Origin of the sequence: Flavobacterium branchiicola (assembly GCF_018383905.1) — a bacterium.
GTDB classification, from domain to species: Bacteria; Bacteroidota; Bacteroidia; order Flavobacteriales; family Flavobacteriaceae; genus Flavobacterium; species Flavobacterium branchiicola.
The window spans coordinates 612,752-631,386 of the sequence record NZ_JAGYWA010000002.1 but is presented as its reverse complement, the minus strand read 5'-3'; the positions used below and the strand labels follow the sequence as shown (position 1 = coordinate 631,386).

15 protein-coding genes are annotated in these 18,635 nt (G+C 35.0%); 11 read left to right on the top strand and 4 right to left on the bottom strand.

The genetic code is table 11. The annotated features are described in order from the left end of the window. Positions 1-63: 63 nt before the first annotated feature. The 9 genes from KHA98_RS06265 to KHA98_RS06225 all read left to right on the top strand — a co-directional run bounded on the left by KHA98_RS06265 (position 64) and on the right by KHA98_RS06225 (position 9,878). The gene (locus KHA98_RS06265; protein WP_213256366.1) at positions 64-915 is read left to right on the top strand and encodes a FixH family protein; all 852 of its coding nucleotides are present in this window, start codon (positions 64-66) and stop codon (positions 913-915) included. 62 nt (positions 916-977) lie between these two features. Further along, complete coding sequence (locus tag KHA98_RS06260) at positions 978-2,975, top strand: TonB-dependent receptor (protein WP_246522181.1); 1,998 nt, start codon at positions 978-980, stop codon at positions 2,973-2,975. 204 nt (positions 2,976-3,179) lie between these two features. Further along, positions 3,180-4,112, top strand: coding sequence for a quinolinate synthase NadA (nadA, locus tag KHA98_RS06255; protein ID WP_213256364.1), 933 nt, complete (start codon positions 3,180-3,182; stop codon positions 4,110-4,112). 28 nt (positions 4,113-4,140) lie between these two features. Continuing rightward, entirely contained in the window at positions 4,141-5,670 is a 1,530-nt protein-coding gene (gene nadB / locus KHA98_RS06250; protein WP_213256362.1) for an L-aspartate oxidase, read from the top strand. 19 nt (positions 5,671-5,689) lie between these two features. After that, complete coding sequence (gene ric / locus KHA98_RS06245) at positions 5,690-6,421, top strand: iron-sulfur cluster repair di-iron protein (protein ID WP_213256360.1); 732 nt, start codon at positions 5,690-5,692, stop codon at positions 6,419-6,421. An 11-nt stretch (positions 6,422-6,432) separates the two neighbouring features. Next, entirely contained in the window at positions 6,433-8,556 is a 2,124-nt protein-coding gene (locus KHA98_RS06240; protein WP_213256357.1) for a ribonucleoside triphosphate reductase, read from the top strand. Continuing rightward, positions 8,537-8,704, top strand: a complete 168-nt coding sequence (gene nrdD / locus KHA98_RS22985) for an anaerobic ribonucleoside-triphosphate reductase (RefSeq protein ID WP_213256356.1) — start codon at positions 8,537-8,539, stop codon at positions 8,702-8,704. The genes KHA98_RS06240 and nrdD overlap by 20 nt, the downstream gene beginning before the upstream one ends. Beyond that, positions 8,682-9,374, top strand: a complete 693-nt coding sequence (locus KHA98_RS06230; protein WP_246522203.1) for an anaerobic ribonucleoside-triphosphate reductase activating protein — start codon at positions 8,682-8,684, stop codon at positions 9,372-9,374. The genes nrdD and KHA98_RS06230 overlap by 23 nt, the downstream gene beginning before the upstream one ends. 57 nt (positions 9,375-9,431) lie before the next feature. After that, the gene (locus tag KHA98_RS06225; protein ID WP_213256354.1) at positions 9,432-9,878 is read left to right on the top strand and encodes a copper resistance protein CopD; all 447 of its coding nucleotides are present in this window, start codon (positions 9,432-9,434) and stop codon (positions 9,876-9,878) included. Positions 9,879-10,381: 503 nt separating this feature from the next. Here the strand turns inward: KHA98_RS06225 and KHA98_RS06220 are convergent. The 4 genes from KHA98_RS06220 to KHA98_RS06205 all read right to left on the bottom strand — a co-directional run bounded on the left by KHA98_RS06220 (position 10,382) and on the right by KHA98_RS06205 (position 15,232). Continuing rightward, positions 10,382-11,800, bottom strand: a complete 1,419-nt coding sequence (locus KHA98_RS06220) for a TolC family protein (RefSeq protein ID WP_213256351.1) — start codon at positions 11,798-11,800, stop codon at positions 10,382-10,384. Then, positions 11,781-13,136, bottom strand: coding sequence for an HlyD family secretion protein (locus KHA98_RS06215; RefSeq protein ID WP_213256349.1), 1,356 nt, complete (start codon positions 13,134-13,136; stop codon positions 11,781-11,783). Before KHA98_RS06215 ends, KHA98_RS06220 begins: the two co-directional genes overlap by 20 nt. A gap of 2 nt (positions 13,137-13,138) precedes the next feature. Next, positions 13,139-14,794, bottom strand: a complete 1,656-nt coding sequence (locus KHA98_RS06210; protein WP_213256347.1) for a peptidase domain-containing ABC transporter — start codon at positions 14,792-14,794, stop codon at positions 13,139-13,141. A 102-nt stretch (positions 14,795-14,896) separates the two neighbouring features. Next, positions 14,897-15,232, bottom strand: a complete 336-nt coding sequence (locus tag KHA98_RS06205) for a hypothetical protein (RefSeq protein ID WP_246522178.1) — start codon at positions 15,230-15,232, stop codon at positions 14,897-14,899. A 345-nt stretch (positions 15,233-15,577) separates the two neighbouring features. Here KHA98_RS06205 and KHA98_RS06200 point away from each other — a divergent pair, with 345 nt between their 5' ends. Continuing rightward, positions 15,578-17,518, top strand: coding sequence for a glycoside hydrolase family 97 protein (locus tag KHA98_RS06200; RefSeq protein ID WP_213256344.1), 1,941 nt, complete (start codon positions 15,578-15,580; stop codon positions 17,516-17,518). A gap of 384 nt (positions 17,519-17,902) precedes the next feature. Continuing rightward, positions 17,903-18,535 carry an NAD(P)H-dependent oxidoreductase gene (locus KHA98_RS06195; RefSeq protein WP_213256343.1) on the top strand — a complete coding sequence of 211 codons (633 nt, stop codon included), beginning with the start codon at positions 17,903-17,905 and terminating at the stop codon, positions 18,533-18,535. The last annotated feature ends 100 nt before the right edge of the window (positions 18,536-18,635 follow it).

Sequence of the window (18,635 nt, the reverse complement as noted above, 5' to 3'; positions counted from 1 at the left end):
AAATCTCCTTTATCCGAAGCAATTCGGTAGAGATTCTATTATCATTATTTAAATTAATATTTCATGAAAATTTTAAAATACACAGCACTGCTTTTTGCAGCCATTACGTTCTATTCTTGTTCTTCTGATAACGATTCATCATCTGAAATCCCAGCTGATGAAACAACCGGACTTCAAAAAATTCAGGAAATCGCAAATGACACTCATACTGTTGAATTATTTACTACAACAGGAGCTTTGGTACAGGGTTATAACCATATCTCACTAAGAATAAAAGACAAGAAAACCAATACTTATGTTACTGATGCCAAAATAGACTGGACACCCCTTATGCACATGACTATGATGCAGCATTCCTGCCCGAAAACACCAGTAAAGAAAGCCACTGATAAGAAAACAATCTACGAAGGTGATATAATTTTTCAAATGGCACAGAACGAAAAAGAGTACTGGGATCTAACTTTTACTTATACCATAAATAATGTTTCGTATACAGCTGTAGATAAAATTGCCGTTCCTGCTTCTGCAAAACGCACTGTAAGTTCGTTTAAAGGTACAGATGGCAGCAATTATGTAATTGCTTACATTACTCCTGCTGCTCCAAAAGTGGCTTTAAATGATGCAACATTTGCAATTTACAAAATGCAGGATATGATGACATTTGCTGTCGTTAATAATTTTAAAGTAAAAATTGATCCGAGAATGCCAAGTATGGGAAATCACGGTTCGCCAAATAACACCGATTTTCTGCAAGCTGAAGCTGGCGGATTATACAAAGGAAAACTTTCTTTGACCATGACCGGATATTGGAAAATAAATCTTCAGGTACTTAATGCTACAGATGAGGTTCTTAAAGGAGAAGCTGTAACTGCAGAAAACACAGCCAGCAGTCTTTATTTTGAGATTGAATTTTAAGTACTAAAATATAGTAATGAGAAAGAGATAGTTACCGCTGTCTCTTTCTTCTAATTTATCTGATGATGAAAAATATAACAACAGTTTTTTTAGCTGTGTTTTCGGCAATTTGCTGGGCACAGGAAAAAGCAACCGATAGTCTTGGCACTATAAAACTGGATGAAATTATAGTGATCGGAAAAAAAACTTCGTTGCATCTAAAACAAGCTAAATCATTGACTTCTGTAGAAGATTATTTATCTCAGTCTTCAAAAGTAAATATGATCAAAAGAGGTGCTTATGCCTGGGAACCAGTGCTAAACAATATGGCAACAGAACGCACCGTAATTACGATTGATGGTATGCGAATTTTTGGTGCCTGTACTGACAAAATGGACCCGATTACCTCTTATGTCGAAGTTTCAAATTTAGCCGAAGCCACCGTTGCATCAGGTCAGCAGGCAAGTTGCCACGGATCGACCATTGGCGGTTCTGTAGATTTAAAACGCAACAAATTTGATCAGAACAAAACGGGCTGGAACGGCAGTTTAAATTCAGGATTTGAAAGTAATAATCTGCAAAAAATTATTGGCGGGTCTTTAGGCTATAATGATACCCGCTTTTATGCCCATATTGATTTTATGCATCGTGATGCCGAAAATTACAAAGCCGGAGGCGATCAGGAAGTAAACTTTTCACAATTTACTAAGTACAATATTTCTGCCAATGCAGGGTATTTTATCAATAAGAAAAACTTAGTTGAAGCATCGGCAATTTACGATAAAGCCAATAATGTAGGCTATCCGGCGCTTCCAATGGACGTTTCTTTAGCAGAAGCTCAAATTATGTCTTTGAGTTATAAATATTTACCGGATTCGGGCATTATTTCTAACTGGGAAACAAAAGCATACTTCAATACCATTACGCATAAAATGGACGATACCAAAAGACCAAACGTACCAATTCATATGGATATGCCGGGCTGGTCTGATACGTATGGTTTTTATTCGAAAATAAAAGGGAAATTCGAAAATCATAATTTCATTGCCGATTTAAATTCTTTCTACAATAAATCAATTGCAGAAATGACCATGTATCCCAAAGATCCTAACGAAAATCTGATGTTTATGTATACCTGGCCCGATGTTCGAACATTTTATAACGGATTGGCTTTAGAAGATAACATCGTAATCTCTGAAACAGATCAGTTAAGAATCAGCACCAATATTGGTTTTCATTCTAATACCGTTGCAAATGATTTCGGATTACAGAGTCTGCAGATTTTTTATCCGGATATGGAAGCTACAAAGAACCGATTCTTAAAAAGTTTTTCCGGAAATTACACTAAAACCATTTCACAATTTGAGTTTGGTGCTGGTTTGGCTTACGCCGAAAGAGCTCCATCTGTTTCAGAAGGTTATGGGTTTTATTTGTACAACAGCAATGATTTTTACGATTATATCGGAAATCCGGATCTAAAGAATGAAAAAGCGCTTGAAGGTAACTTTTCTGTTGGCTTCAAAAAGAATAAACTGACCTCTAAAATTACAGGTTCTTACTTCTATTTTTCAGATTATATCATCGGAAAAATTGATCCGAATGCACTCCCAATGACCATTGGTGCTTCTGGCGTAAAAATTTATGAAGCAATAGATCATGCCGTAATTTTTAATACCGATTTTAATCTGGAATATGCCTTTTTAGAAAACTGGCAATTAAAAACGCAGTTAACCTATAGCCTCGGAAGAGATAATGACGGAAATAATCTTCCTTTTATAAGTCCATTTAAATATAGTGCGGGCATCAACTTTCAAAAAGAAAAATTTAATGCAGGAATTACCGCTTTGGGAAATCTGGCTCAAAACGAATTTGCCTCAACGTACGGACAAACCAGAACACCTGATTACTTAATTTTTAATATTAATGCGGGATATGCTTTCAACTGGAATCAAAATATACTAAAAGTACAATCAGGAGTCGAAAATATCTTTGATCGATATTACACCACCTATTCTGACTGGAATAAAATTCCACGAATGGGTAGAAACTTTTTTGTAAATCTTGCCTTTAGTTTTAACTAGTAATTGATCGTTTATGGCTAAGCTGTAAAAATAAATTTAATACAGTATGATTATAATCATAGTTTAAAAAATATGATGATAATATATTTACCCTATTAAAATTATATACTTAACAGTAGCTAAATAAACGATTAATAAGACTAGAATCTTTTCTCTTCTGTGTTTAAAAAAAAAATACAGAAGAGAAAATTTAAGACTAAAACCATGGATAAAAACGTATTAGTACAGGAAATAATCCGCTTAAAAAAAGAAAAAAATGCCGTTATCCTGGCTCATTATTATCAAAATGAAGACATACAGGAAATAGCCGATTTTATTGGAGACAGTCTCGAATTATCCAAAAAAGCACAAACTACAAGTGCTGATATTATTGTATTTGCCGGAGTTCACTTCATGGCAGAAACAGCTAAAATTTTAAATCCAAACAAAAAAGTTCTTGTTCCCGATTGGGAAGCAGGCTGCTCACTGGCAGATGGCTGCGATCCTAAAGATTTTAAAACCTTCAAAGATCAATATCCCGATCATGTTGTCGTTACCTATATTAATTGTTCTGCCGAAATTAAGGCAATGAGCGATCTGGTTTGCACTTCGGCGAATGCCAAAAAAATAATCGGATCGATACCTTTAAATCAGAAAATTATTTTTGCTCCCGATCAAAATTTGGGAAATTATCTTCAAAAAGAAACCAATCGTGAATTTGTTTTATGGAAAGGTTCCTGTGTTGTTCATGAGGCTTTTTCATTAGATAAGCTGATCGACCTTTATAAAAAAAATCCAACGGCTAAAATTGCCGCCCATCCTGAATCTGAAAGCCAAATATTAAAAATTGCCCACTATATTGGCTCAACCTCAGGTATAATCAACTTTATCAAAACGGATCCTACTGCCGTTTTTATTGTGGCTACAGAAGCCGGTATCCTGCATGAGCTTGCAAAAGCTGTTCCCGACAAAACCCTGATCCCGGCTCCTACCACAGAAGACAATACATGCGCTTGCAGTGAATGTGCTTTTATGAAAATGAACACGCTCGAAAAATTGTATTGGTGTCTTAAAAACGAAAGTCCCGAAATCATCATACAGGAACAACTTCGAATTGATGCCCTGAAACCTATAGAAAAGATGCTTCAGTTATCTTAAAACGGTCATAATCTTAAATCAAAATAACATGCTTAAAACAGATATACTTATTATTGGTTCTGGTATTTCGGGATTATTTTTTGCAATGAAAATTGCTAAAAAACGCCCTGATTTATCGATTGTTATCATGACTAAAGAAACGGCTAAACATACCAATACACGATTTGCCCAAGGCGGAATTGCAATGGTTACAGAGAATCTTCAGGATAGTTTTGAGCAACATATAAATGATACACTTCAAGCAGGAAATGGTCATTGTGATGAAGCTATTGTAAAAATGGTCATCGAACAGGCTCCCGCAAGACTCAAAGAACTTCTTGAAATTGGAACTTTATTTGATAAAAATGAAGAAGGAAAATGGGATTTAGGTCTGGAAGGCGGACATTCTCAGCATCGTATTTTGCACCATAAAGATAGTTCCGGATTAGAAATTCAGGAAAAACTGCTGAAAATCATAAAAAAAACGGCCAATATTGAAATTTGGGAAAATCATCAGGTTATTGATCTGAATACCGAGACAAAAAAAGGCCAGACTATTTGTACCGGTGCTTTCTTTTATGATAAAAAATACAACCGTATAAAATATATCAGAACCCGAACAGTCGTTTTAAGTACGGGTGGCTGCGGACAATTATTTGAAAATACGACAAACCCGAAAATTGCAACCGGAGACGGAATCGCAATGGCAGCACGCGCCGGAGTTGCGATTGAAGACATGCAATATATTCAGTTTCATCCAACGGCTTTACAGGCTGGAAAAGAAAACCCAATGTTTCTTATTTCAGAAGCTGTGCGAGGTTTTGGTGCCTATGTTGTAAACGAAGATCAAAAAAGGTTTCTTTTTAAATACGATTTACGAGGTGAACTCGCAACACGTGATATTATTTCGCAGGCCATTAATCAGGAAATACAAAACAGCTCAAAAAAGCATGTTTACTTAGATTGCCGACATCTTGATGCGGAGTCATTTCAGTCTCATTTTCCAATTATTACAGCACATTGTAAAAGTCTGGGAATAAACCCCGAAAAAGATTTACTCCCGATTGTGCCTGCAGCTCATTATCAATGCGGAGGTATAAAAGTGGATCAAAACGGAGCTACTACAGTTCCTAATCTTTATGCTATTGGCGAATGTGCCAGAACGGGTTTGCATGGAAAAAATCGTTTAGCTTCAAACTCATTACTGGAAGCTGTTGTTTTCGCCCATCAGGCGGCTGAAAATGTAGATAAAACGATTGCCAAATTTATTTTTTCGACCAAAATACTTATTCCGAAGTTTCCAAAAGTACAGGAAACAAACGATTATCATGCCTTTGCAATTCTCAAAAAAGAGCTGCAAAGTCTGATTACTGCTTTTTATACCAGCAACGAAAGAGATGCTGATCTGGCATTCGAAAAAATCAAAATGCTTAACAATAAAGCCATTTCTCTTATTGAGGCACATGAAATTACCATACCATTTGTAGAGTTTTCCAATATGCTTGCCACAGCCTTAATAATTATAAAACAATGTAAAGAGGAAAATAACAGTCTTACCACATCTAAAACTAACATTTAATTCTATATAACCTACCAACATGAAAATTACTAGCAAAACTACCATTGGCGAAATTGTAGCAGATGATTTCAGAACTGCCGTAATATTTACAAAATACCACATCGATTTTTGTTGTAAAGGACATCGCACTATCGAAGAAGTCTGCAAGAAAAGAGATATCGATGAAGCCATTCTTATTAAGCATATTGAAACTGCAAAAAATGGAACTGAAAATCAATCTTTCGACTATAAATCCTGGTCCGTAGATTTATTGACCGATTATATTATAAAAACACATCATAGATATATTAAAGAAAAAACGCCTGTTCTTGAGGAATATCTAAATAAATTATGTACCGTTCATGGCGATAACCATCCTGAATTGTATGAAATAAAAGCATTGTTTCTGGATGCCGCATCCGATCTGGATACACATATGGATAAGGAAGAACGAACCATGTTTCCTTTTATCATACAAATGAAAAGAGCCCATAGCAAAGGATTATTTCTTGAAACTCCGCCTTTTGGTTCTCTGGAAAATCAGGTTCTCATGATGAAAGAAGAACATAATGCAGAAGGACAACGTTTTAAACGAATTGCCACATTATCTAATAATTATACGCCACCAACTGATTCTTGTGCTACTTATAAAGTGACTTTTGGAATGCTGGATGAATTTGAAAAAAATCTGCACAAACACATTCATATGGAAAACAATATTCTGTTTCCAAAAGCAATCAGTCTTGAAAAAAACGTTGAGCATGTCTCATAAAAAATAAAAACATGGAAAAATATGTTATCAAACGCAATGGAGATTATAAACCTTTTGAGGCTTATAAAATTCAGGATGCCATTCAAAAAGCTTTTCAAAGTGTAAATCTGCCCTTTGACAAAACAATTTTTAAAACAGTGCTCTCAGGACTTGACGCAAAATATTCCTGGCCTGTTGAGGAAATTCAGGATATGATTGAAAGAGTACTTTTTGAAAATGGCTATTTTAAAACCATGCGCTCTTTTATTGTCTACCGTCATACGAGAAAATTACAAAGAGAACATGTGAATGGCCTGAATGATGACACTACTTATGTAGACAGTACACAAACTGTTGACGAATATATTAACCAATCAGATTGGCGAATCAATGCCAACGCAAATATCTCTTATTCTAATGCTGGATTGGTAAGTAATACTGCCGGTAAGATAATCGCCAATTATTGGTTGGATAAAATTTATAATAAAGAAGAAGGTGCTGCACATCGTAATGGAGACATACACATTCACGATCTCGACTGCCTGACGGGATACTGCGCCGGATGGAGTTTGCGTGTGCTGCTAAATGACGGTTTTAATGGCGTGCGCGGACGTGTCGAGAGCAGACCTCCTTCTCATTTTAGGGAAGCCTTGGGGCAAATGGCTAATTTCCTGGGAATTCTGCAAAGCGAATGGGCTGGTGCTCAGGCTTTCAGTTCTTTTGATACTTATCTGGCTCCTTATGTTTTTAAGGATCAGCTTTCTTATGAAGAGGTTTTAAAAGGAATCAGAAGTTTTGTTTATAATTTGAATGTTCCTGCTCGCTGGGGTCAATCTCCCTTTACCAATATTACTTTGGACTGGATTGTTCCTGACGATTTAAAAGAACAAATTCCGACCCGAAATAATGAGCATTTATTTTTAAATACAGAAAACAAGGAGCTTTTTGCTGAGGCACAAAAAAGAGGTGCTGACAGTCTGATCAACTTAAAATATACTCATTTTCAGAAAGAAATGAATCTTATTAATAAAGCCTATTATACGATCATGACAGAAGGCGATGCAAATGGACAGCCTTTTACTTTCCCGATTCCAACCGTTAACATCACAGAAGATTTTGACTGGGAAGGTGAAAATGTGGATTTGTTATTTGAGAATACGGCTAAAATAGGTTCTTCTTATTTTCAGAACTTCGTTGGCAGCCAGTATATTCTGGATGATAATGGAAATAAGGTTGAAAATCCTGATGCTTACAAACCCAACGCTGTACGAAGTATGTGTTGCAGATTACAACTGGATTTAAGGGAATTACTTAAACGTGGAAATGGTCTTTTTGGCAGCGCAGAAATGACGGGAAGTATTGGTGTTGTAACCATCAACATGGCACGTTTAGGTTATTTGCATCACGGAAACATCATTAACTTATTCATGCATCTGGATGAACTGCTTAAAATTGCAAAATCGACATTGGAGAAAAAAAGAATTTTTATTCAAAAAATGTACGATCAGGGATTATATCCTTACACACAACGCTATTTAAAACATTTCAGGAATCATTTTTCTACCATTGGCGTAAACGGAATGAACGAAATGGTGATTAATTTTTCTAAAGGAAAACAAAACATTACAGATAATTCAGGAATTAGTTTTGCTACCGAAATTCTCGATCATATTCGATTAAGAATGAAGGAATTTCAGGAAGAAACCGGAAACTTATACAATCTTGAAGCCACTCCGGCTGAAGGAACAACGTACAGATTTGCGAAGGAAGATAAAAAGCGTTTTCCTAAAATTTTTCAGGCCGGACAAAATGAAAACATTTACTATACCAATAGTTCACAAATTCCGGTAGACCATACAGACGATCCTTTTGAAGCTTTGTTGCTTCAGGATGAATTACAATGCAAATATACTGGCGGTACAGTTCTGCATTTGTACATGAGAGAAAAAATCAGCAGTCCGGAAGCCTGTAAAAACTTTGTGAAAAAGGTCTTAACCAATTTTAAACTGCCTTATATTACCGTAACACCCATTTTTAGCATTTGCCCGATTCATGGATATTTAAACGGAGAACATGAATATTGCCCGAAATGTGATGAAGATTTAGTAACAGAAAACAATCAAAATAGTCTCGCTTATGAAAACAAAAACGCTTAAAATTTTAGAAGAAAACCAAACTAAAAGAAGCAAATGTTTGGTGTACACAAGAGTAATGGGATATCACAGACCTGTAGAAAGTTTTAATATTGGAAAAAAAGGAGAACACCAGCAACGAACTCATTTTGAGGAAGCCGTTATCTGCTAAAGCAATTTACAGCATTACGCCTTTTACATTACTGGATTATCCGGATAAAACAGCCTGCATTATTTGGTTTGCAGGCTGTAATATGAAATGTCTTTATTGTTATAATCCTGATATTGTTCTGGGAAAAGGAAAAATAGATTTTGAAAGTGTTCTTTCTTTTCTTCGTTTAAGAAAAGGACTCTTAGATGGCGTAGTTTTAAGTGGCGGTGAATGTACCATGCATAAAAATATTATTCCTTTTATAACAGAAATTAAAGCATTGGGTTTTACTGTCAAAATTGATACAAATGGATCAAAACCTTTAGTATTAAAAAATTTGATTGAGGAAAAACTCATTGATTATGTAGCACTGGATTTTAAAAGTCTTCCCGAAACCTTTGAACACATAACGCAATCGAATTTGTTTTCAGTATTTGAACAAAGTTTTTCTTTACTGATGGATTTTGATGTTCCTTTTGAGATTAGAACCACTTTTCATTCGGGTTTAATTTCTGAATCTGCGTTTATCAAAATGATTGCTTATCTGGAATCTAAAAGTTTTGAAGGAAATTATTATGTTCAGCATTTTATGAATAATGTACCAACGCTCTCCGCATTAGAAGATTCAGATAAACAAATAAGGCAAAAGGATTATTCATCCTCAAAAATAAAAGTTGTTTTTAGAGAATGATTACCACAGGATTTTAATCGCATTCAACGAATTAATAACTTATAAAACAATGGTATCATGACGCTTCATCATTTCGTATTGGTAATTCATCTTTTGGCAGCAACCGTTTGGGTTGGAGGTCATTTAATGCTTAGCATTTGTTATCTGCCATTGGCATTAAAGAAAAAAGATCCGCAGATAATCTTAAATTTTGAACGAAAATTTGAAGCACTCGGAATGTCTTCTCTTGTTTTGCTAATCCTATCAGGAATCTGGATGGCGTTTGATTTTGGAGTTACATTTGAAACCTGGTTTAGTTTCTCAGGCGGATTTGAAAAAGTGGTTTCTATAAAACTATTGTTGCTTTTCCTGACATTTATTTGTGCGATTTGTGCACAGTTTTTTGTGCTTCCTAATCTCAATGAAAACAATATCAAACGAATGGCTGTTATCATAATTTCTGTTACCACAATTGCAGTAACCATGCTTATTCTGGGATCGACATTACGCTACGGAGGAATTTAATTGGCATCATAAATAAAAACTAAAATCTAACCCGTTGACTGAAATTAAAATAGTATCAATTTTGACGCAGATTAGACAGATTCGTTATCACGAAAACGAGGACAAAAACGGATTTGCATAAAAAATTAAAAAAAAATCCGTTTTTATCCGCGTTTTTACGAAGTAAATCCGTTTTATCCGCGTGCTATTTTATTCAAAGGAGCAATTTTTAAATGTAATTTCACCCAACGGGTTAAAATCTATGTTTTTCTTATGTTTGAAAAATAGGCCACAGATTAAAGGATTAAAAAATCTGCCGAATCTGCGAGAGAAAATAAAAAAGACTTAAAAATAAATCCTTTAATCCAAGCATAAAAATATGCCACAGATTAAAGGATTATAAAATATTAAAAAAACTGCCAAATCTGCGAGAGAAAAAACGAAAAGAATTTAAAACTAAATCCTTTTAATCAATAGCAAAAAATAAAATTATTGGTTATAAATTTTATAATGCATAGATTAGTTTAATCAGGATTGGCAAGGATTTTATACAGTTCGGCATTTGAAATGTAAAACTGATTCTCAATACTAATTTGAGATAATTTTGCACTCACCAAATTGTTTTCCCTTGAGTTAAGCAGGAAAATAGAGCTTTCGCCAAAAGAGAACAGTTTCTCTTCTGAGTTAAGCATTGTTGTATAATCTTTAACCAAATTATCAATTACGTTTTTCTGTCTTTTTAGAGAAGCTATTTCCGTTTGCTGCGCTTTAATTTTATTTTTAAGTTCCAGTCTTTGTTGTTCAATATCAAACTGTAAATCCTGAATTTTAAGTTTCGCTATTTTAAGGCTTCCTCGCTCCTTTCTCAGGAAAATAGGAATACTGAAATCAACATTAAACTTATAATCATCGGCATTGAAAGAACTAAAGTACGAAGGCTCAGAAATATAGTTATAACCCACATTTAACTTTGGCAACAACGAATTTGCTTTTAGTTTTCTGCCAATTTCCAGCATGTCCATTTTGGTTTCCAGCGCCTGAATTTTTGGATGCGATTCCAACGTTTCAACATTTACCATCATGGCATCTGTTTTAAGCGTTTCTTCAACCGTTTGAACCAATTTATCTTCCGGTCTTACAACATCATCCAATTCAACAGGAATGTTTTCAATCCATAAATAATTAGACAAATAAAGTTTTGCTTTTGCCAGTTTCAGATTTCCGTTTTCAACATTCAGCTCTCTGTTTCTCACTGTAATTCCGGCTTCAATACTATCAATTGCCGGAGAGTCGCCAAGTGCAATCAGTTTTTTTACACCTTCAAAACGGGTACTTGCAAAACCTAAATATTTCTTATAAAGTTCGGCTTCATTGTAGCTTTTTCTCCATTCAAAATACGCTTCACTTGCTTTGTACAAAACTTCTATCGCTTTTAGTTTTCGCTGCGCATCACTTAATTTTATCTGCAATTTACCTTCCCGAACATCTGCCATTCGTTGATTGATAAACATTCCCTGTCCTAAAGCAACACTCACACCAAGCGAAGTTAATCCGGCTTCCGGCGTTTTATTCTGCGGATTGTAATATTGTCCGTCGGTCTCATCAAATCCGGCTTTAATTTCCACACCATACCAGGTCGGAATTTTAAAACTACTGTTTAAGAGCGAGTAATACTCTGTTCCTTTAAATTCTTTTTTGCTGTAATCTACTTCTATTTTAGGATCAAAACCTCCACGCGCCTGCATTAACAACGCCTGAGCCTGAGTTACCTCAAGATTAGCCTGTTTCACCAAGGGATGGTATTTTTTTACGTATCCTAAAAACTCACTATAGCTTAACTCTTCTTTATTAAAATCCTGGCTGTAAGAAATTGAAAAACAGAATAAAAACAGAAGAGAAAGCAATAGTACATTATACTTCGGTTTATTTTTTATCCTTACCATCTTTACTATCCTTTTGATCTGACTTATAATAATTTGGTGGAAAACCATTTAGATTTCGCCATATTTCATACCCAACCGAAACCGTTTCCAGCAAAGCAATACTTTGCGCTCCGGCTCCAATACTCAGTTCTTTTGGCCATTTATTATCGTGACCGTCAGGAGAAATAAGTACTCTGTACTTTCCGTTGTCGCTTATAAAATTTTCTATAGCGACTACTTTTCCTCCATAGGTTCCGTAAGACAATCCCGGCCATCCTGAAAATACAATTCTTGGCCATCCGTCAAACCAGACACGCACTTTTGCACCACGATGTACCAACGGAAGATCAATAGGATTAACATACGTTTCTACCGCAATATCATAACTTGCGGGCATAATACTCACAATTGGAGTTCCTTCTTTAATTGTTTCACCAAGACCTGTTAGCAAGGCACGGTTTACATAACCACTCTGAGGTGCTGTAATGTAATACAAACCATTTCTAAGGCGGTAATTTGTATATTGATTTTCCAGTTTATTTACCTGCGCTTTTGTGTCGTATTGCGTACTCAGAGCAGTAAACTTATCACTTCTTGATTTCGAAATTTTTTCAGCATACTCAGCCGAAATTCTGCTTATTTCTACTTTAGCATTTATGAGTTCGTTTTTACTGCTCAAAAGCTTGTTTTGTTGTGTAATACTATAAGCTTCAGATTCCTGCAGTTTTAATCTTTTCTGCTCAACATCAGAAAGTGGTTTTAAACCTTCTTTATTCAAGGCTGTCGAACGGTCAAATTGAGTTTTAGCGATTCTTAACTGCGTTTTTACCGCTACAAGATCCATGCTGTCGCTCTTAATTTTTAAGCCTGCTTGTCTTATTTTATTCTGAGCCTGTTGCAATTTTAATTCTCTTTCTGTGTTTAGCGATTTTGCCTGAACATCAAGAGAGTTTACTTTATCGGCATACGATTCTACGGCCATTTTTTTAGCGTCAACTTGTTCTTTGGTATTGCCAACCAAATTAGGATCCAGATAATCTTCTTTTATTTCAGAAATAAAAACAATTGTATCTCCTTTTTTTACAAAATCACCTTCTTGTACATACCATTTTTCGATTCTTCCGGCAATAGTATTATGAACCGTTTGTGGTCTTTGATCTGGTTTTAATGTCGTTACAGAACCAATTCCCGAAATATTTTGTGTCCATGGCAGAAACAGACAGGCCACGCAAAAAATTAAAAATCCGATGATGACTCTGTTCAGGATTTTATAATGTGGTCTTCTGGCAACACTGGTAATCGACTTGTATTTACCCGGGGTTATAAGTAGATTGTTATCTTTAGATATATTGAGCATGATTAAAGCTTTATGTCGTTACTAATTTTCCCATCTTCAATTGTAATCATACGGTCGCATTTTTCCTTCCAGATCTCATTTTTAGAAGTTACAATTACCGTCCAGTTATTTTCTTTAGCCAGTAAAAAATCTACAATTTTTGCAGAAGTTATTTCATCCATTTTATCAACCGGATCTTCAAGAAATAAGATATTAGGCTTATGGACAATACTTCTGGCCAAAAGAATTTTCTGAACATCTGACCCTGAAAGTTCACGTCCCTCCGGATGGATCTGATGTCCAAGTCCATTAGGAAAAGTTTTTATATAAGGCGTAAGACAAACATTATCCAGCGCCCATTTCAGATCGTCATTAGTAGTATCTTCAATTCCGAAAATAATATTCTCCCTGATGGTTCCGGCAAAAAGCGTATCGTCCTGCAAAAACGTACCGGACTGTGCTCTGTAACTTTCTTCATCAAGACGGTTCATAAAATTATCGGTAACATACATTGTACCACTCTCCGGTTCCAATAAACCCGAAAGTAATCTCAATAAAGTACTTTTTCCGGCTCCGTTTGCACCGTTTAATAAGATCTTTTCTCCCTGATTTATTTTCAGGTTGATGTTTTTAAGGGACTTTTTATTATGCTGAGGGTAATTGTATGCAATACTTTCAGTTTCGATAGTAATTCCGGTTTCGCTTACTTCTGAAGTTTGCGGGATACATGAAATTTCCATATCCATAACCTGTCCAATCTTTTCTATAGAAGTAAGTACATCATAAAAAGATTCCAGTCCAAAGATTATTTTCTCTACCGAATTAATCAAAAGTACAATAACAATCTCAGCTGCTACAAACTGCCCGATGTTCATTTGATGATGAATTACCAGAAAACCACCAATTGATAATAAGGCAGCAGTAACAATAATTTTAAAAATTACAAGCTGAATGTATTGTTTTTGCATTACCTGAAAATGCTTTTCGTGGTAATTTATATACTGCGCTACATATTCGTCATTGCGTTGCAGCGCATACTCAAAACCTCCTTTTTGGCGAAAGCTTTCTCTGTTGCGCGCGATTTCCTGAATCCATGCCGCGACTTTATATTTGAATTTTGATTCGTTAAGACTGGTTTCAAGACCATCTTTGTACGAAAATTTGAAAATAATGTACAAAATGGCAATAAATAAAAGTCCGATTACCATAAAAAAGGAATGGTACAAAACCAACAATATGATACCAAAACTAACCTGAACAAAGGCGGTACAAAAATCCAGTAAAAGTTTGGCTGTACCTTTTTGAACCATCAAAGTATCAAAAAAGCGGTTTGCCTTTTCGGGAGCATATTCAGAATACATTTCTTTAAACTTAATTAAAGGCATTCTGTAGGCGAATTCAAAAGAGGAACGCACAAAAATACGTTGCTGCAGATTTTCGACAATTCGCAGCTGTAAAATATTCAAAACCCCGCCAAATCCGACCCCAATGGTAACCAGAATGACCAGAATAATCCAGGAAACGCTAATTTGCCCGCTTTGAATAAAATTAATAATAGCCTGAATTCCTAAAGGCAAAGAAAGGTTTACTAAACCGGCAAAAGCAGCGTAAAATATAATTTGATACACGTCGCGCTTATCCAGCTTAAGTAAATTTACAAAACGTTTAAAAGGTGTCATAAATTTATATATAAATACAAGATTAATAGATAGATATTAATATACGGTAAATACCGTATTAAGGATGTAAGAAATTATCCCGATCCAAACAAAATTAAGCATTTATACAATAAGTCGCGGAGGTCGCAAATGAATTTTACCATGAAATCCAAATAAAAATACCGGATTATCAATATAGTTTTTACCCTTAGATCCTATTTTAAAATACAATCCGGGAACTGAAGCATCTAATGGTACCAGGTATTCTAATAATAAAATTCCTTTTGCCAATTTTGTGGTTTTGGTTTCCTTGGTTTCGTAATCATCGAGTTCTTCCGGAATTCCATCACATTTAAAGATCTTTTTTAAGAAAGTACACGTAATCCCTTTTACAGAATCCTGCTCGGTATTTTGATTTATGATTTGAGAAAAAGTACCGGACATGTTAATACTGCTCATTAAAAAGTAGCCGATTAGTAATGCGTGCAGGCATTTACATAAGATACTATTTTTAATTTTGTTCAGCATTTTTGGTCTTTAAAGGGCGCAAATTTAGAACGAAATTATCGGTGCTACATTAAAATAACATTAGAATTGAATCTGGTTCTGTTATTTTTTTCTTAAAGGAAAGCCCGAAAAAACTAGTCTTTAAAAGCGAAATCCTCTTTATATGCTATTTTGTAAGTTTATAATAATCAAATGTTTTTGGTCTTTTATTGGATTTTTAATAAATAGTGTTATTTTTACACTTATAAGTATTTCCAAATACTTCACTTTACTAATCAACCAAAAAATACCACACACATGAGAATTTTTCTAACGAGTCTTCTGCTCTTTTCTTTTTCAAATTTACTGCAATCACAGACCATATCAGCAGTAAGTCCGGATAAAAACATACAACTTGAAGTGTCTGTAAATAATGGAACTGCCTCCTATTCTATTTCCTATCAAAAGGAAGTTTTTTTAGATCCATCGCCATTAGGGCTTCATAGTACTGTTGGTGACTTTACACAAGGATTAAAGCTAATTAACAATACTTCAAAAACTATAAAAGAATCTTATAATTTAAACCGTTCAAAAGTGAGTACGGTTGATTATAAGGCTAATGAATTAATTTGCACTTTTACGAATGCTGCAAACGATACGATTCAAATTATCTTTAGAATCACAAACAGAGATGTCGCTTTTAGTTATCTGATTCCTAAAAACAAAAATCTTAGCGATTGTACTATCGATAAAGAAATAACTGGTTTTAAACTTCCAAAAGGAACTACGACTTTTATTACGCCTCAAGCACCACCATTAACAGGTTGGGAAAAAACAAAACCATCTTATGAAGAAGAATATACCAAAGAGGAACCTGTAGCAACAAAATCACAATATGGATTGGGTTTTACTTTTCCGGCTTTATTTCATTTAGGTGAAAAAGGATGGTTATTGCTTTCAGAAACCGGAGTTGGAGGCAATTATGTCGGCACCCGACTGAGTGATGCAAATGCTGAAGGAGTTTATACGGTTACTTTTCCGCAGGAAGGTGAAAATAAAAGCATGGGGCCTGTAACGGCGACTGCTACTTTACCTATGCAAACTTCCTGGAAAACAATTACACTTGGAAAAACATTGAAACCCATAGTAGAATCTACTGCTTCGACAGATGTTGTAAAACCGCTTGTAAAAACTTCTAAAGTATTTAATGCCGGACGTGCAAGCTGGAGTTGGATTGTATGGCAGGATGAAAGTTGCAATTATGCCGATCAGAAAACTTTTATTGATCTTGCTGCAGATATGAAATGCGAGTTTATTTTAATCGATGCCATGTGGGATGTTAATATTGGGAAAGAAAAAACAATTGAACTGGTAAATTATGCCAAGTCTAAAAATGTTGATGTGCTGCTTTGGTATAATTCTAACGGAAACTGGAACAATGCACCACAAACGCCAAAAGACAAAATGAATACTCCGGAAGCCAGACGCAAAGAGATGCAATGGCTACAGCAAATTGGGGTAAAAGGTTTAAAAGTAGATTTTTTTGGCGGTGATAAACAGGTTACGATGAAACTTTATCATGATATACTGGTTGATGCTGCAGAATTTGGATTGTGCATCAATTTTCATGGCGCAACCCTTCCCCGCGGATGGGAAAGAATGTATCCTAATTATATGACGAGTGAAGCGGTTCTGGCTTCTGAAAATCTGGTTTTTCAACAGGATTTTAGTGATCGTTATCCGGTAACGGCAACGTTATATCCTTTTACCAGAAATGCAGTCAGTGCAATGGATTTTGGTCCGGTTTTCCTGAACAAACGCCTGCACCGTGATCCGGATAAAGGAACAATAAGAAAAACTACTGATGCTTTTGAAATGGCAACGGCGGTGGTATTCTTTTCTCCGATTCAACATTGGGGTTTAACTCCTCAAAATCTGACAGAGAAGCCTGCTTACTTGCTAGATTATTTAAGAAATATACCAACGGTTTGTGATGAAACGGTATTTATAGACGGTTATCCGGGTAAATACTGCGTGATTGCCCGTCGAAAAAACACAAAATGGTACATTGCTGCAATTAATGGTGAAAATAAAGTAAAAGAAATTACGGTGAATTTACCAATGTTGAAGGGCAAACAAATTTCGGTTATTGCTGATGGTGAAGGCGCTGAATCAAAATTCAGTTCAGAAAAAATTACCAATAATGCAGTCGCTTTGAAGCTTTCAGCAAATGGCGGAACTGTATTATTTATACCTTAAAAGTATATTTTTAAACTTAGTTATTTATTTTTAGTACACCAAAAACTTGTTGGTTGAAATTATTTTAAACTTCCGGATCGGGATCAGGTTACGCAAAGTACGCGAAGTTTTTTAAGTATTATTAAAATGAAAAAGTTCGCAAAGCATTGTGTAGATAAAGCTTTGCGTACTTACTTTATAGATTCTGATTAGTCTTCAAATAAAAATACCTTAGCGAACTCTGCGTAATTTTTTAAGCACCACCATGAAAACATACAAGCAATTATTTTTTTACCTGATGAAGGCAATTTAATTTAACATAACACATTAGATTTAATAATTCCCTAAGAAAAAATAGATTTAAAGTTTTTACATTTGAGTAATAATTTAAATATCTAAAAAAAAATGGCCTTAATAGATGCACTAAAGTGGCGTTATGCTACAAAAAAAATGAACGGACAAGTTGTGCCGCAAGAGAAACTGGATTACATTCTTGAAGCTGCAAAACTGGCTCCTTCTTCTTCTGGATTACAGCCTTACAAGGTTTTTGTAATTACTAATAAAGAGGTAAAAGAAAAACTAAGAGCGGTAAGTTTTGATCAAAGTCAGGTTACTGATGCTTCTCACGTTTTGGTTTGGGCAGCATGGGATGGTTATACTTTAGATAAAATTTCTGCTGTATTTAATAAAACAATTGCTGAAAGAGGTATTCCTGCTACTGCAATGGATGATTACAAAAAAACACTTTGGGGAATGTATGAGCCGTTAGGTCAGGAATGGCATGCTAATCACTCTGCAAAACAAGCTTATATTTCGTTTGGTATGGCAATCGCTGCCGCTGCTGAACAAAAAGTAGATACAACGCCAATGGAAGGTTTTATTCCTGCTGAAGTTGACAAATTATTAGGTTTAAGCGAACTTGGTCTTAAAAGTGTTTTACTATTACCTCTTGGTTATAGAGATGAAGCAAACGACTGGTTGGTAAACATGAAGAAAGTAAGAACTTCGCAAGACGAATTTATTATTGAAATTAAGTAAATCATTCGAAAACAGATTTACAACTGTTTAATATAGAGAGGGACTTTTGGTCCCTCTTTTTATTTTAATGCAATAAACTTTTTGTATATTTTTGATTCTT